The 15,891-nt window shown below is 61.5% G+C and carries 11 protein-coding genes and 1 pseudogene; 5 read left to right on the forward strand and 7 right to left on the reverse strand.

Features of this window, described 5'->3' with window-relative positions; translation table 11 throughout:
* Window positions 1–7: 7 nt before the first annotated feature.
* The gene (locus NKI70_RS09810; protein ID WP_023677163.1) at window positions 8–1,126 is read left to right on the forward strand and encodes a glycosyltransferase family 4 protein; all 1,119 of its coding nucleotides are present in this window, start codon (window positions 8–10) and stop codon (window positions 1,124–1,126) included.
* Here NKI70_RS09810 and asnB read toward each other — a convergent pair.
* Window positions 1,100–3,025, reverse strand: a complete 1,926-nt coding sequence (asnB, locus tag NKI70_RS09815; RefSeq protein ID WP_352699406.1) for an asparagine synthase (glutamine-hydrolyzing) — start codon at window positions 3,023–3,025, stop codon at window positions 1,100–1,102. The two genes, NKI70_RS09810 and asnB, sit on opposite strands and share 27 nt — an antisense overlap.
* Window positions 3,026–3,193: 168 nt before the next feature.
* A complete protein-coding gene (locus NKI70_RS09820; protein WP_352699408.1) occupies window positions 3,194–4,435 on the reverse strand; it encodes a glycoside hydrolase family 5 protein in 1,242 nt (413 codons plus the stop codon).
* 116 nt (window positions 4,436–4,551) lie between these two features.
* Between NKI70_RS09820 and NKI70_RS09825 the strand changes: the two genes are divergently transcribed.
* From NKI70_RS09825 to NKI70_RS09835, 3 genes are all read left to right on the forward strand, one after another.
* On the forward strand, window positions 4,552–6,480 hold the full coding sequence (locus NKI70_RS09825) for a heparinase II/III family protein (RefSeq protein WP_352699410.1): 1,929 nt from the start codon (window positions 4,552–4,554) through the stop codon (window positions 6,478–6,480).
* A gap of 238 nt (window positions 6,481–6,718) precedes the next feature.
* Window positions 6,719–7,714, forward strand: a complete 996-nt coding sequence (locus NKI70_RS09830) for a sterol desaturase family protein (protein ID WP_352679376.1) — start codon at window positions 6,719–6,721, stop codon at window positions 7,712–7,714.
* 185 nt (window positions 7,715–7,899) lie between these two features.
* Complete coding sequence (locus tag NKI70_RS09835) at window positions 7,900–8,880, forward strand: GNAT family N-acetyltransferase (protein WP_352724530.1); 981 nt, start codon at window positions 7,900–7,902, stop codon at window positions 8,878–8,880.
* Window positions 8,881–8,998: 118 nt separating this feature from the next.
* Here the strand turns inward: NKI70_RS09835 and NKI70_RS09840 are convergent, their stop codons facing one another.
* From NKI70_RS09840 to NKI70_RS09860, 5 genes and pseudogenes are all read right to left on the reverse strand, one after another.
* Window positions 8,999–9,310, reverse strand: coding sequence for a UBP-type zinc finger domain-containing protein (locus NKI70_RS09840; protein WP_036238601.1), 312 nt, complete (start codon window positions 9,308–9,310; stop codon window positions 8,999–9,001).
* The gene (locus NKI70_RS09845; RefSeq protein WP_352724531.1) at window positions 9,307–10,998 is read right to left on the reverse strand and encodes an FAD-dependent oxidoreductase; all 1,692 of its coding nucleotides are present in this window, start codon (window positions 10,996–10,998) and stop codon (window positions 9,307–9,309) included. Before NKI70_RS09845 ends, NKI70_RS09840 begins: the two co-directional genes overlap by 4 nt.
* A gap of 359 nt (window positions 10,999–11,357) precedes the next feature.
* Window positions 11,358–12,284, reverse strand: coding sequence for an NADP-dependent oxidoreductase (locus tag NKI70_RS09850; RefSeq protein ID WP_352449638.1), 927 nt, complete (start codon window positions 12,282–12,284; stop codon window positions 11,358–11,360).
* Window positions 12,285–12,397: 113 nt separating this feature from the next.
* The gene (locus tag NKI70_RS09855; protein WP_352724532.1) at window positions 12,398–12,835 is read right to left on the reverse strand and encodes a CBS domain-containing protein; all 438 of its coding nucleotides are present in this window, start codon (window positions 12,833–12,835) and stop codon (window positions 12,398–12,400) included.
* A gap of 499 nt (window positions 12,836–13,334) precedes the next feature.
* Window positions 13,335–14,338, reverse strand: a pseudogene (locus NKI70_RS09860) (AraC family ligand binding domain-containing protein).
* Window positions 14,339–14,409: 71 nt separating this feature from the next.
* Between NKI70_RS09860 and NKI70_RS09865 the strand changes: the two are divergent.
* The gene (locus NKI70_RS09865; RefSeq protein ID WP_352449637.1) at window positions 14,410–15,876 is read left to right on the forward strand and encodes an alpha-glucosidase/alpha-galactosidase; all 1,467 of its coding nucleotides are present in this window, start codon (window positions 14,410–14,412) and stop codon (window positions 15,874–15,876) included.
* Window positions 15,877–15,891: the final 15 nt, after the last annotated feature.

The raw sequence follows: 15,891 nt of genomic DNA on the forward strand, positions 1-15,891 counted from the left end.
TACCATCATGTTGCAGCGCCTCATATCCGATCGAAAAATACATGTCCTGGTCGCGACGCCCTCGGGCGTTTCGGGGCAGGGCGGCATCGACCGCATCATGGGGGCGCTGAAGCAGGAGTTCGAACGGCAAGAAATCACCGACATCGATGTGCGCTTTCTTGCCAGTCGTGGCCCGGGGCATGTCGGACTTTCGATCTTCTATATGCTCGGTTTTTGCTTACGGATGCTTAAAGCGCGTCTGGCTGGACGCGCCGATGTCATTCATATCAACATCTCAGTTTCCGGCAGCACCTACCGCAAGATGGTGATCGCCGCCTGCGCACGGCTGCTGTCGATACCCTATGTCCTGCATTTGCACGGGGCGCAGTATCAGACATTCTGGAAAGCCGACCGCGGTTTCATAAGCCGCCGTATCAAAGCTCTGTTCGAGCATGCCGATCGGGTGATCGTTTTGGGCAGACTTTGGCGCGATTTCGTCGCCAGCCGGGCGCCGGGCGCAGCCGGCAATATCGTGATCGTGCCCAATGCGACCGAAGTCCCGTCGCTGGCGCATGTCGGCGGCGGCGACCATGTGCATATCCTGTTCCTGGGCCGCATCGGCGACCGCAAGGGCGTACCGCAATTGCTCGAGGCACTGCACCGCATGAGCCCTGTCAAGAATTGGCGCGCCACGATTGCCGGCGATGGCGAAGTCGAGGCGGCACGGGCAAAGTCAGCCGCGCTGCGGATTGCAGACCGGATCGCCTTTCCGGGTTGGGTGGGACCGGACGATGTCGCATCGCTGATTTCTTCGGCCGATATTCTGGTTCTTCCATCCTTCGCCGAAAATTTGCCGATGTCGGTGATCGAAGGCATGGCAGCCGGTTTGGCGGTGGTGGCGACCCCGGTTGGCGCCGTCGAAGACATAATCACCGACGGGCAATCCGGGCTGCTGGTGCCGCCAGGCGATGTTACAGCGTTGACCGAGGCGCTGAGCCGCCTCGTGGAGAACCCGGCACTGCGGGCAAAGCTTGGTGCCGGTGCCATGGCCGTGCATCGGGAACGGCTTGAGCTCGCCCCGTTTGTTGGCGCAATCTGCGATGTCTGGCGGTCGGCCGTGTCAAGCCGTCAACCGGTCAAGCGCTGAGGCCGACGATCGCGGCGGCGCGTCGAGCCTGAATTCGCGGTGGAATATCTCCAAATTCAACAGCGCCCATATCAGCTTTTCGTGGTCTGCAGCACGCGTGGTGTGTTCCGAGACGATTTGATCTAGCTGTTTCGGACTCAGATAGCTGCGAATGACGGAGTGAGGCGAGCAAAGATGGTCATGCACGTAGTTCCTCATCGATCCGCGAAACCATTCGGCGACCGGTACCTTGAACCCGACCTTGCGGCGGCTGAGAATTTCCTCCGGGAGGATATTGGCCATGCTGTCGCGCAGGATCTGCTTGCTGTGCAACCAACCCAGCCTGTAGCGATCGGGCAATTTGCTGACGAATGAAACCAGGTCGCGATCGAGGAACGGCATTCTTCCTTCGATTGAACCGGCCATCATCATGTGGTCGCCTCGTTCCAGGAGATTGTCAGGCAGCCACGATGTCTGATCGAAAAACAGCACGCGGCGAAGATGGGAGGCCGCAGCGCTTGACGAGAACGGAAAGTCGTTGCGCTCATAACGTCGATTTGCGGACGCGCCGATCAGGCAAGCGCGCTGCTGCGCCGAAACGGCTCCAAACCAGGAGACCATCCGGGCGGCAAAGTCCCTTTCGCCCGCGGTGCGGGCAAACGTATCGACCTTGGCCGACGCGCCCGGCATGGCGCGTACCAAAGGGGAAAGGACGTTATCGTGCAGCGAGGCTGGAACAAGCGACTGGTAGATCCCGGCCAGTGATTCCGCGCGATGCTTGGGATAGCCGCCGAGAAGCTCGTCGGCTCCTTCTCCGGTGAGCACCATCTTGATGTCCTGCGAGGCGCGCTCCGACATCAGGTAAATTGGAATATCGCTGCTTTGCGAAACAGGTCCCCCGCGTTGGCGAACCATCGCGGGCAGGTGATCCATCAGATCGCCTGGCTGGATGACAAGTTCGCAATGATCGGTCTTGAAATGATCGGCAACGCGCCGGGCGAATCCAAGTTCGCTATAGGCTGCGTCGTCGAACCCGACGGAAAACGTGCGAATGGGCGTGGCGCTATGCCTGGCCATCAGGGCGACGATAGCCGAGGAGTCGAGTCCTCCGGAGAGAAAGGCTCCAAAAGGTGCATCGCTGCGCATCCTGATCTCGACGGAATGGTCGAGCAGTTCCAGAAATCGCCGCTTGGCGGTTTTTCGGTCGATCCGTTCGGTCAGGGCCGCCTGGTCCGGAGGCGTATAGTAACGCGTTTCCTTGACTACCCCCTGCGACCAGACAGCATAGCTTCCGGGATTGAGCTTGCGAATCTGTTTAAAAAGCGTGCGTGGTCCCGGCACATAACGCCAGTTCAGATACTCGTCCACGGCATCCAGATCGAGTTGCTGCGCATCTTGCTGCGCCGACAACAATGCGTTGATCTCCGAGGCAAACAGCAGCAATCTTTCGCTTTGCATGAGGTAAAGCGGCTTTTCCCCGAAGGGATCCCGGCCGAGGATCAATTCCTGCCTCTGAGCATCCCAGAGTGCAAAGGCAAACATGCCGCTCAGCCGGTCGAACATTGACAAGCGCCACTGATCGTAGGCTCGGAGCAGCACCTCGGTATCGGAGCGCGTTCGAAAATGATGGCCAAGGCCGATCAGTTCCTGGCGCAACTCGATGTAGTTATATATCTCTCCGTTGAAAATTATTTTGAGACGACCGTCCTCAATCTGCATCGGCTGATTTGACTCGGGCGCCAGGTCAATGATCGCCAGGCGGCGATGGACCAATGCCAATTGTTGCTCGCCGGTATTCAGGTCCAATATCTCGGTGCCTTCGGCATCGGGACCGCGATGCCGCAATGCGTTTGACATTCTGGCGGCCCGCTCTTGTGGATTTTTAGCCCTTCGACCGATCCATCCGGCAATTCCACACATCGTTCCCCCTAGGCGCGCGCATTCCTCACTTCAGTACAACAAATGTGTTAAACACTTCGTGCCAACACAACCCAACCGCGAGAAAAGCTGCCACAGGCCGTTCCTCGATCAGGCCCGGCGGTCAAGGTTCGCCGCCGGCTATTCACCGGTGAGAGGGAGTGACGGCACCTATGGCAGGCCCAATGCCTGCAGCATCTCCGGGTCGGGAACCGGGGGGCCATCGGGCGGGATGAGGCTCATCCCATAGGGATTGGAGAACTCCCAGACAGACCATGGGATCGCGAAGCGTTCGGCCTCTCGGCGCACTGCCTTGAGATAGCGCGAACGGTCGGCCTCAAAGGCGCCCATGCGGCCGTCCGCGGACATGAGGATAGCGCCGAATTCGCCCATGAAGAGCCGCCGGCTGGGAATGCCATGGCCTTCAGCCCAGTCGACAGCCTGGCGAAAGCTCGCCTCCAGTTGGCTCTGGCCCCAGTTCTGCTCGAAATAGTTCGCGATTGCTTGGCGCGCGGTGGCCATGTTCATGACCTGCTCGACCCTGCTCAAGCCGGCAGCTTCCATCCGCGCTCTAAGGGTTTCGGTCACCACTTCGGGTGTACTGCTGTCGGCCGGCCAGGGAAGTCCCGAAGCAAAGCTGATCGTGTCATCGGGCCGCTGGTGGGTGAAGCTGTGCGGCTCATACATATGGAAGCTGTAATAGAGGTTTGGGTCATCAAAGCTGGGGCTGAGGTTGACCAATCCGGCAATGCTGCCGCCGCAGGCGCCGGTTGCAACGATGGTAAGTTCGCTGCTGACCGCTCGAATGTCGTGGACGGTCCCTGCCATGATCCGCTGCCAGTGATCGCTGCCGCTCGCATCGCAAGGGTAGTATGCGGGCTCGTTGTAAGGTTCGAGGGCGACTTTGTCGGTCCCTATCTTGACCAGCATGGCGGCGACCGCCACAACCATTTGACGATAGCGGGCAACGCCCTCGCTGTCGGCGCCGCCATAGATCATCTCCATGCTGTAGTCGGGAATCTGAGTGACGCCATGCAGGTCGAAAACCACCTTGAGGCCGGTCGACGTGATCCGCTCAACGGCGGCGGCAAGTATGTCCAGCGCCTGCTGCCGCTTGGCGTCCCCGCTGGCAAGCAGCGGGCCGGGATCGACGCTCAGCCGGACGAAGTCGAAGCCCATCGATCGGATGTGGGCAAACACCTCCCCGGCCGGCCAGTCGGTGAGCGGCCTGCTTTCCGCAAGCCACTCCTTTTCGCTGCGATAGGGCGGCCAAACGTAGGTTCCGTCTTTCTCCACCGGCGACCAGTTGAGCCACTGATGCACGCCAACGCCGCGCTTGAGAGGGATGGGCTCTGCCGCGGCCGCCACAAGCAAGGCGAGCACCCAGGCAACAACATACACCGCTTTTCGCATCGCTCCCTCCGCATGCTCGCGGGAGATATTAACCGCAACGAACGGGAAAGAAGATTGCCGGCCCGCAGCTTTTCGACGGCATGGTATACAAGGACCGAAACGTTGACGGGGCGTGCATGAGAATCGGCTGGTACATCAACCGATTGCGCAGCATGGGACCGGCCGAGGTGTTGCACCGGCTGGGCGAGCAACGTCGAAGGATCGTGTCGCGCCGCCGCGATGATGGGTGGGAGCGCTATCCATCGCCGCAGTTGCACCCAGTGCTGCCCGGATTTCGCCATGCTGCGCTGGCAGCGACCGACGCTCAACGGCAGGCCATAGCGGCGGCCGCGCAAGAGATGCTTCATGGCCGGTTTTCGGCACTCGGGCGGACATGGCCAAAGCGTGAGCCCGATCTTTTGTTTCCTGCTGAGCTTTGGCGTCTTGATCCGGTAACCGGCAGGCTTTGGCCTGGCGCCGAGGCTCATACTTTCGATATCGATTTTCGCGATGGCGGCGACCTTGGCGATATAAAATATGTCTGGGAGGTCAACCGGCTGCAGCAATTGCCAGTACTGGCTGCACACCTGCTCCTCAGCGAGGACAACCGATCCCGGAGTGCCATTGAGGCGGCAATCGGCAGTTGGCATTCCGCCAATCCGCCGTTCCGAGGCATTGGCTGGGCTTCCGGCATCGAAGTAGCGCTGCGAGCCATCAGCCTGATCGTCACCCTGGACCTTATCGGTGACCGGCTTGACCCGGCGACGCTGCGGAAAGCTGGTGAGATACTCGCGGCAAGCGCCTATTGGCTGCCGCGGTTTCCGTCGCGATATTCCTCCGCCAACAACCATCTCGTCGCAGAGTTGGCTGGCGAATATCTGGTTTGCCTGGCGCTCGGGGCCGAATCCGAAATTGCCCGCAGCGCCCTCTTAAATGAGACGCACAAGCAGATTCTTGCCGACGGCGCCGGTGCCGAGCAAACGCCGACCTATGCAGCCTTCAGCGCCGAACTCATCTTGCTGTGCGCCGCCGCGGCACGCCAGGCGGGAACGCCGTTTCCCTCGGCCGTCGAAGCGCGTCTGGGCGCCTTCGCCAATTTCGTCGGCTGGCTGCCACAGAAAGCCGCCCGCTTCGGCGACGACGATGAGGGCCATGTGCTGAAGCTGGGCGACGAGCCGAACTATATCCGATCCGTCGCGGCCGCCATCCACGGCTTACTGGGGACGCCGGGCAACGCGCCGGAGCCTGACGATTTTCGTTCGCTTTTCTTTGGTGCGCCGTCAGGCCCGGCGCCCGCGGTGCATGGCTTGCAGACATTCACGCAAGGCGGGCTCTCCGTCTGGCGCGGAGCAATGAATGGCCGCAATGTCGAACTGACGTTCGACCATGGACCGCTCGGCTATCTCTCGATAGCGGCGCACGGCCATGCCGACGCGCTGTCGCTCACCCTGTGCATCGACGATGAGCCGGTGCTGGTCGATCCCGGCACCTGGCTCTACGGTTCGGGAGGCGCATGGCGCGACTGGTTCCGCTCCACACCGGCGCACAACACGCTCAACATCGAGGGCGAGAGCCAAAGCACCATCGCTGGAAATTTCAACTGGTCGCACAAGGCAGTCGCAGCGCTGGTGGAGAGCGAGCCGGGACCGCACTGGAGGCTGAGCGCCCGGCATGACGGCTATAGAAGCCGCTTCGGCGTCGTGCATCAGCGCACTTTGGCGCGCCAGGCCGATGGCATCCTCATCACCGACCAACTGCTCGGCGGCAGGCGCCAGTCCGAGATCGTCTTCCAACTGGCCGCCGGCCTCCATGCCGACCGGCACGAAGAGACGGTCACGGTATTGCGCGGCGACGAGGTACTGTTGGCCATCCGCTTTCCTGATGCTGCGCTCGATATCGGCGCCGGCGGTGACATGCCGGGCCAAGGCGGTTGGGTTTCACTGCGTTTTGGCACCAGGCAGCAAGCCGAACGCCTCGCCTGGCACGGTGAAGTGGGCGAAGCCGGGATCGATATCCATCTTGCCCCAATTCACCCGCCGCAACAGCAAAAATCGGTGCCAACGTAGAGTTGCCGGGCGAGTTCCAGCCGTATTCGACATTAATTACGTTTGGACATTTAGCGGTTTCGTTACCGTTGATCTGCTAGTCTCGCACCATCCAGCCTGCTTTGCCCGCTGCGCCCCGCAACAGCCACTGGTTGCAGGCGGCGTAGCGAGTTTGGCGGGAATTTTGTGCTTTGCTATTCGCCAGATCGCCTTCTTACGACCCCAGACTGCCTTCTTACGACCAGGAGCCGCTGCATCAATGTTTTCCGAATTTGCCAGAGCGATTGTGGAAAAGCTTTCGAACGTCAATCTGACCACGCTCGGCCTGCTTCTCCTCACCGCACTGGGCAGCGCGGTGATCGCCTACTGGCGAACTGCCGAACATAAGTCCCTCAGGGACTTTTTCGACTTCGCCTTCCCACAGGAAGTCATCCTGCACCCGTCGGCGCGAGCCGACGCCCTGTTCTGGATCACGAAACGGGCGATGATGCCTTTCCTGCTCATTCCTGCCGGCGTCACCTTCGTCGTCGCGGTTGGCTATGGTACACGCGAGGCAATTGGCTGGCTCCTTAACATCCACGCGCCGCTTCTCGGCGGCCCGGCGGGACCGGTGACGATCGTCATCTTCACCGCAACCATGCTGGTCGCCTATGATATTTCATACTACCTCTACCACGTCGCCCAGCACCGTTTCCCGTTCCTGTGGGAATTGCACAAGGTACATCATTCGGCCGAGGTGATGGTGGGGATCACCAAGGACCGGGTTCATCCGCTGGACGATCTGATGAACCGTATGTGGGATGGCGTCATCCCGGGCATCTGCTTCGGTGTCTGGAGCCTGATCGCACTCGATCCGGTAGAGGTCGCTATTTTCGGCATCAACGTCTACGTCATCCGCAACATCCTGATGATGGACTTTGTTCGCCATACCCATCTCAAGATATCGTTCGGCCCGTTGAACAACATCATCCTGTGTCCGCACTGGCACCAGGTGCATCACAGCATCGACCCGCGTCACTACGATAAGAATTTCGGCCTGCTTTTTTCATTCTGGGATCGTCTATTCGGAACGCAATTTGTCCCGGAGCCGGAGGAAGACCTGAAATTTGGCCTGGTCGATCGCGATGTGCGCGATTACCAGTCGCTCTTTGGGCTCTACATCCTGCCGCTCAAGAAGATGGCAAGGCATGTCATGCGACTGTTTCACAGACGGCCCAATGTGGTCGCGCAGCCACAGGACAGTTCTCCTTCATGAACACCGCTGTTTCCATCGACGTCCTAGGCGCGGAGCGCCTGGAAATCGTCCGTTCGGCGGATCGCCTGGCTGCGGTCGAAGCCGCTTGGATGGAGCTTTGGCATCGTACCGACGGGCTGATCTTTCAAAGCCATGCCTGGATTTCGGCATGGTGGAGTACCGTACAACGCCGTGACCAGCGCGCGTTGCGGATCGGCCTGGTCTGGAAGGGCGAGAGACTCGTTGCTGTCGTTCCGCTCGCGATCGGCAGGCGCAGGGGGCTGCGGTTTCTCGAATGGGCGGCCGGCAGCTATACCGACTATGGGGATATTCTCGTTGCTCCGGAATGCTCGTTATCGGCGCTGCAGGAGCTATGGACCCAACTCTGCGATGCAGGTGGCTTCGATCTTGCCTTGATCAGCCGTCTCTCGCCGGATGCGGCGGCCCGCAAAATTTTCACGCCGGGAGCCTCCGGCGGCATCAGGCTTCGTCACTTTCACCGAACGGAAGTCAGCTATCGCGTTGCTGGACAATGGGAAAGCGGAGCGGCATGGTTGGCGGACCAGTCGAAAAAGACGCGCCAGAACTATCGGCGCGGCATCAAGGCGCTGGAAGAAACCGGAGAGGTGAGATTTCGCCTGCTTGCGCCCGACGAGCCGCTGCAACCGGTACTGGAGCGCCTCGCGGCCTTGAAGCGGAAATGGCTGACCGAGCGCATGCGTGAATCAGACCTCTTCGAAGAGGGCGTGCCGGTACTCGCCGCGCTCGTCGATGCGTTGGCGCGCGCCGGCGTGCTGCATATCTTCGTCCTCGAATGCAATGGCGTGATGGTCGCGGTGTCGATCAACTTCGTCCAGCACGACATGATGATGGCCTTCGTGACGACGTTCGATCCGGATTTCGGCCGGGCGTCGCCAGGTGTGATCCTGTTGATGGATTACGTGCAGTGGTCGATCGATCACGGCTTGAGCATGGTCGATTTCCTCTGTGGCGCAGAGTCGTTCAAACACAAATTCTCAACGCAGTCGGTTACGCTGGAATCGGTCATCGGGACGCGCACGGCACAGGGTGCGCTTGCATCTCTTGCCGATCGTGTCCTCCAGACCGTCAGGCATATGCGCGAGCGTTCATCGGCACCACCAGAGGGACGCGATACGCCCACTCAAGCCGAAGCAGCCTTGGACTAGAACGGTTCATCGTTTCACGGAAACGCCGAACAGCTCCATCTTTTGTTTTGACGCAATTCCGGATGAAAACCGTTCACACTTTTCCTGGAATTGCTGTAGCGGCCCGCTCGCAAAAAGCTCAAATGAAGCGCGGTATCGGACCGTTTTGCGGCGTGGTGCGGTCGCCGAGGTCGAGGAAGATTTCGTCGATGTAGCACCATCCCCAACCTTCCGGCGGATCGTAGCCTTCGATGACAGGATGGCCGGTTGCCCGAAAATGCTTGGTGGCATGACGGTTGGGCGAGTCGTCGCAGCAGCCGACATGGCCGCATGTGCGGCAGAGCCGCAGATGCACCCACTGCGAACCGCTCTTCAGGCATTCCTCGCAGCCGAGCGCGCTCGGTGTCACGTCGCGAATGTCCCCGGCGTGCCTGCATTCGTCTGCCATCATACGCTCCTGACCAGTTGTGGCGCCACGGCGAGACTGCCGTTTCGCGCGAGATATGCATGCAGCGCTGCAACCACCTGGGCGCCTTCGCCGACGGCAGCGGCGACGCGCTTGATCGAGCCGGAGCGCACGTCGCCGATGGCGAACACCCCGCCGCGGTTCGTCTCCAGTGCACCACGTTCCTGGCCAATGTCAGGCCCGGTGCGAACGAAGCCCTTCGCGTCCAACGCCACGCCGCATTGCGCCAGCCAGTCGGTGTTCGGATCGGCGCCGATGAACAGGAAGAGGTGGCGGATCGGACGTGCTGTCTCGGTGTCGCGGTTGCGCCAGCGCACTTTGCCAAGATTGCCGTCGTCGCCTTCCAGTGCCGCAATCTGCGTCTCAGCCAGCACTTCGATGTTCGGCTGTGCCCTGACGCGCTCCACCAGATAGCGCGACATGCTCGCATCGAGGCTGCTGCCGCGCGCCAGCAGCCATACCTTCTTCACATGCGCCGCCAGGTAGACGGCAGCCTGACCAGCCGAATTGCCGGCGCCGACAAGGGCTACCTCTTGCCCGGCGCAAAGCCGCGCTTCGATCGGCGAAGCCCAGTAATGCACGGAGGTTCCCTCGAATTGCGCCAGGTTTGCCATGTCGAGGCGGCGATAGCGCGCTCCGCTGGCGATCACCACCGACCGTGCCCGCACGGTCTCCCCGCCGCCGACGGCGAGCGTGTAGTGGGCACCGGACGTGTCGCTTGCGCTGCCCAGCAGCTTCGCCTCGTCCGGTATCACCATCTCGACGCCGAATTTCTGCGCCTGGTTGTAAGCGCGCGCCATCAGCGCCATTCCCGAAATGCCGGTCGGAAAACCGAGGTAGTTCTCGATGCGCGAGGAGGCACCCGCCTGTCCGCCGAAGGCACGGCAATCGAGCACGATCGTCGACAACCCTTCGGAAGCCGCGTAGACGGCCGCCGCGAGGCCGGCCGGTCCGGCGCCGACAATGGCCACGTCGTACAGCTTGCCGGCGTCGATCGGCCTCACCAGGCCGATGCAGCGGGCAAGCTCGTTCTCTCCGGGATTGAGCAGCAGCTTGCCGTTCGGACAGAGCACGATCGGCAAATGGTGGATATCGACATGGAAGCGTTCGATCAGGGTCCTGGCGCAGGGATCGGCAGCCGAATCGAGAACGCGATGCGGCTGACCGCTGCGAGCCAGAAAACCTTGCAGCCTCAAAACGTCGCCGCTGTCGACCGGTCCGACAATGATCGGTCCGGCTGTGCCGCTCTCGAGCAGGCCGACACGGCGCAGGATCAGCGCCCGCATGATGCGCTCGCCGAGGTTTGCTTCCTGCACCATCAGATCCCGCAGCCTTTGCGAGGGGATGACGAGCGCCTCGACCGGCTCGACCGTCTCCACATCCACCAGTGAGGGCCGGGCTGAAAGCTGCGCCAACTCGCCGACGAAATTGCCCGCACGATGCGTGACGATGGTTTCGCGCCGGCCGAAGCTGCCGCCCTGGATGATATCCACCTTGCCGGACAGGACCACGATCAGACCGGGCGCCAGCTCGCCAGCTTTGACGATCTGTTCGCCTGCAGCATAGGACACGGCTTCGCCGAAACGGCCCATGCGGTCCAGGTCCGCCTCAGCCAGCACTGGAAACATCTGATCGCGACGGGCAATGGAGATCGGATTGGCGGATTGAGACATGGTTCGAACCTATCGCCGGTTTCCGATAGTTTGAAGCGGTTTTTGCGGCTTGCGGCCGGTAGGAACCTGGCTCGCCTGTCGGTAAACGCTGTGTGCTTCGCTTCGCAGTTAACTGACGTCGGCCGTGCGACGGTGTCGTCCCGACGTGCCTCACGATCCGTTGCATCTCCTTGATTTGTTTGATTTGCGCATCCCGGCAAACCCGGCGCATGCTGCTTCAGCCGGCACCTGCCTAAGCCGGCCAGGCCCGGCGGGCCGTCCTGTGTCAAACTCTCGGCCGCCGGGCTTCTGGACAGCAGAAAACGGCCTGTGTCCGAGCACTCCGCAAACTGGCCTGCGGCCTGTTGTTCGGCGGGTGCTCAGGCAGCTACCTGAAGCACAATCTTGCCGCGCGTGTGCTGCTTCTCGAGTTGTTCCTCGGCCCTGGCGACTTCCTCAAGAGGATAGATTGCCTGCACGAATGGCCTGACCTTCCCGGCGTCGATGAGGCGGCTGATCTCGGCAAGCTGCGCCGCGTTCGGCTTGGTCAAATAGGAAACGCCGCGAGCCCGATGCAGGCGGGCCTTCTCCGCCGACGGCTCGGAAAGCGTTGAGACGAGCGTCCCGCCGGGCTTGAGCACGTCCCACGAGCGGTCCTGTGTTTCACCCGCTACCAGGTCGAAGACGAGGTCGACGTCCTCGACAAGCTCCTCGAAGCGCTGGTTCTTGTAATCGACCGCCTGGTCGGCGCCAAGCGCGCGGACGAAATCGAAATCCTGCGCGGACACGGTCGTCGCGACAAACGCGCCCGCGGCCTTTGCGAATTGCACCGCCAGATGACCGACGCCGCCGGCGCCGCCATGGATAAGGACCCGCTGCCCGGATTTGAGGCCGCCGTGATCGAAAAGGCCTTGCCACGCGGTAAGGCCCGCAAGTGGCACGGCGGCGGCTTCGGCGTGGCTTAAGCGTTGCGGCTTCGCCGCCGCCTCCGTTGCCTTGACGACGACATATTCGGCGTTGCCGCCGCGGTCGTTGCCGAGCATGGCATATAGCGGATCGCCCTTCTTCAGCGTATGGGCCCGCGTGCCGCACAGTTCCACCACGCCGGATACGTCGCGGCCGAGCGTGACGGGCAGATCCGCGCCCGAAGAGCCCTCGCGAACCTTGTAGTCGACGGGATTGACGCTTGCCGCGTAGACCTTGAGCGTGACCTCGTCGTCATGCGGCTGAGGCAACGGAACCGCGTCCAGCGAAAGAACCTCCGGTCCACCAAAATCGTGGATTCGGACGGCCTTCATCGTAATCATGGCTTGCTCCTCGTCGGGTTGCAGTCCAGTTCGCTCTGAACAGTTTCGCCGGCAGGCCGGCGTCTATCCAGCCGGCGGTTCGGTCGTAGCAAAGGCCGGCCGGTGGTGCGCCGTCAGTGTATCGTTTGCGAATGCTCGCCGCCGGGTTGCGAGATGCCGCTCAGCGCTTCACCTGCTGTCGCCGTCTCGCTGTTGATGGCGAGGTCGCTCAGCGAAACGATGCCGACCAGGCGCTTGTCGCGGTTCAGCACCGGCAAGCGGCGCACTTTCAGGTCAGCCATGTTACGCAGAACATCCTCCGCGTCTTCGTCTTCGAAGCAATACCTGACCTCGGTGCTCATCACTTCCCGTACCTTGGCGTCAGGTGTCTTGCCTTGGGCGACGCCGCGGATTGCGATGTCGCGATCGGTTACCATGCCGACAAGCCGATCGTTCTCGCCCACCGGCATTGCGCCGGCGTCGAGGCGACCCATCATTTCTGCCGCATCGCGCAGGGTTTGCTGCGGACTGGCGATCTCGACGTCCTTTGTCATGCAGTTGCTAACTTTCATTTTAACCTCCGTTGGTTGCAGGGCCCGCCGCGGGTTTCCATGATGGAAGGGTGAATGAGCGCCAGCGCAAAACGTTCCATGGCAAGACCCGTTTCGAGCGCTTCGCCGAAATCACCCTTGCCATCCTCCACCCGACCGCCCTTCAGGCGGTCGGCCCGGGAAAGGTCGGTTCCGAAGGAATTTCGGAAGGCGTGCCGGGAGGAACTCCGATCGGCTCCTGGTCCGGCGTCGGAATTGGATCCGGCGAGGGCGGGGGTACGCCTGGAGGTTCTCCCGGCGGAGTCTCCGGCGGGGCAGGCGGCCGGGCCGGCTCCGGATTGGGATTGTCCGGCAGTGGATTCGGGTTATTCGGATCGGGATTGTTCATCGATCACTCCCCTGACAACTGTGACCTGATCTCCGCCAAGAGCGGGTTGCCGCAGCGGCGAGCAGGCTCTCTTGTCCTAAACCAAGGGGAAGCAAAAGCGTTCCCGCTTCCGACGCCACGCGCGGTGCCAATCTATCGGGCGGTTCCCAGGCTGGCATACATTCCGTTGGTGCGGAATTGCGTCGGGTTGATGCCGTAGAGGCGGCGGAAGACCTTCGAAAAGTAATTGGCATCCTCAAAGCCGCACATGATGGCGACTTCCTTGACCGGCAGGAAATCGGCCTTCGTCAGCAACTTCGCCGCGCGCTGCAGTCGCTGCTGCAGCACAAATTCGGCGGGCGGAAGTCCCTCGCTCTCGGCGAAGCAGCGCGAGAAATGCGCGCGGCTCAGGCCGCTGATCTCAGCGAGATCGGCAACGCGGAGCGGCCTGTCGAGATTGGCCCTGATGTGATCGATGACCGGCTGCATGGCGCTCTTGTCGTCGGTGACGGCATGCGAGCCGAAGACATCGTCGTAGAGCGCCATGGCTGCTTCATAGGCGACGGCCGAGGCGGCTCCCGGCGAGACCGCGCCCGTGATCAGGCGCACACTGCAATCAGCCAGATGATCGATCGTCGAGGGCTGCAGCCGCAGCACCGGACCGACGGCGGCAAGGATCGACTTGTGGATGCGCAGTGCCTCCTCGCCGTTCATCGATATCCAGAAGAACTCCCAGCGTTCGCCCTTGGCCAGCCAGTAACGGTGGTTGTGCGGCACGAGAACCAGCAAAGTGTCGCCCTTTTGCAGGCGGTAGTTCCGGTTCTCGTAGCGCAATCGGCCGGTGCCGCTGATCGTATGCTGGAGCACGGTAAACGGCGTCAGGCCGCGCTTGCGCCCATCCCAGTCGTAGACCTCGTTCTCGCGCACTTCATAGCCGGTGCTTGTCGGCATGGTGTGTAGGCGCTGGCGCCCGCGCGGCAGCGATACCGTCCTGCCCGCCGGCCCGATGTCGATCAAGTTCCGCAGCACAAAATTACCCCTAAAAGCATAATCCTTCTCTGGTCGCGTGCCGAATAAGGCGCATAATCCCTCGAGAAAAGCAAAAGAAACCGCGGTCAAAGAGCGGATGGGAGGAAGTGCCGGATTCCAGCCTGCATAGCGTGGCAGGCGGGCCAGGCCTCTTTTCTCCGCCTTTGCCCTAGCATTCGATCAGGTCGAGGTGAGGCTGATGAGTTTCAAGATCGCTATCATCGGTGCGGGAAGCGTCGGGTTCACCAAGAAGCTCTTCACCGACATTTTGTGCGTTCCTGAATTCAGGGATGTCGAATTCGCATTGACCGATCTCAGCGAGCGCAACCTCCAGATGATCAAGTCGATCCTCGACAGGGTCGTCGAATTCAACAGGCTGCCGACCAAGGTTACGGCAACGACAGACCGCCGTGCTGCCCTCGAGGGCGCCCGCTACATTATCAGCTGCGTTCGCGTCGGCGGTCTCGAAGCCTATGCGGACGATATCCGCATTCCCTTGAAGTATGGCATCGACCAGTGCGTCGGCGACACGATCTGCGCCGGCGGCATCCTCTATGGCCAGCGCAACATTCCGGTAATCCTCGATTTCTGCAAGGATATCCTCGAAGTCGCCGAGCCTGGGGCGAAATTCCTGAACTACGCCAATCCGATGGCTATGAACACCTGGGCGGCGATCGAATATGGCAGGGTCGATACCGTCGGCCTCTGCCACGGCGTCCAGCATGGCGCCGACCAGATCGCCGAAGTGCTCGGCGCCAAGTCGCGCACCGAGCTCGACTACGTCTGCTCCGGCATCAATCACCAGACCTGGTTCATCGACCTGCGTCTCAACGGCCGCAAGATCGGTAAGGACGAGCTGGTTGCCGCCTTCGAGGCGCATCCGGTCTATTCGCAGCAGGAAAAGCTGCGCATCGATGTCCTGAAGCGCTTCGGCGTCTATTCGACCGAAAGCAACGGCCATCTTTCCGAATACCTGCCCTGGTATCGCAAGCGGCCGGACGAAATCACCCGCTGGATCGACATGTCCGACTGGATCCACGGCGAGACCGGCGGCTACCTTCGTTATTCGACCGAAACACGCAACTGGTTCGAAACGGAGTTCCCGCAATTTCTGGAATCCGCCGCCAGGCCGATAGACCCCGCCAAGCGCTCCAACGAGCATGCCAGCCACATTCTCGAGGCGCTGGAGACGAACCGCGTTTATCGCGGCCATTTCAACGTCAAGAACAACGGCATCATCACCAACCTGCCGCAGGACGCGATCGTCGAGTCGCCCGGCTTCGTCGACCGCTTCGGTATCAACATGGCCTCCGGCATCACGCTGCCGGAGGCCTGCGCCGCCACTTGCATTTCCTCCATCAACGTCCAGCGCATGTCGGTTCATGCGGCGATCTCCGGCGATATCGACCTGCTGAAGCTCGCGGTCCTGCACGACCCGCTGGTCGGCGCGGTTTCGACGCCGGAAGAGGTTTGGCAAATGGTGGACGAAATGGTCGTCGCCCAGGCTCGCTGGCTGCCGCAATATGCCGATGCGGTGCCGGCCGCGAAGGAACGGCTTTCGAAATCCAGGATCAAGACCCGCGAATGGGCCGGTGCGGCAAGGCGCGACGTCCGTTCGATCGAGGAATTGCGTGCGGAAAAAACGGCTCTCAAGCAGGCCGTGTGAATTTCACCGGGTGGA

The organism is Mesorhizobium sp. M0500 (genome assembly GCF_040321165.1).
In the GTDB taxonomy this organism is placed as follows: domain Bacteria; phylum Pseudomonadota; class Alphaproteobacteria; order Rhizobiales; family Rhizobiaceae; genus Mesorhizobium.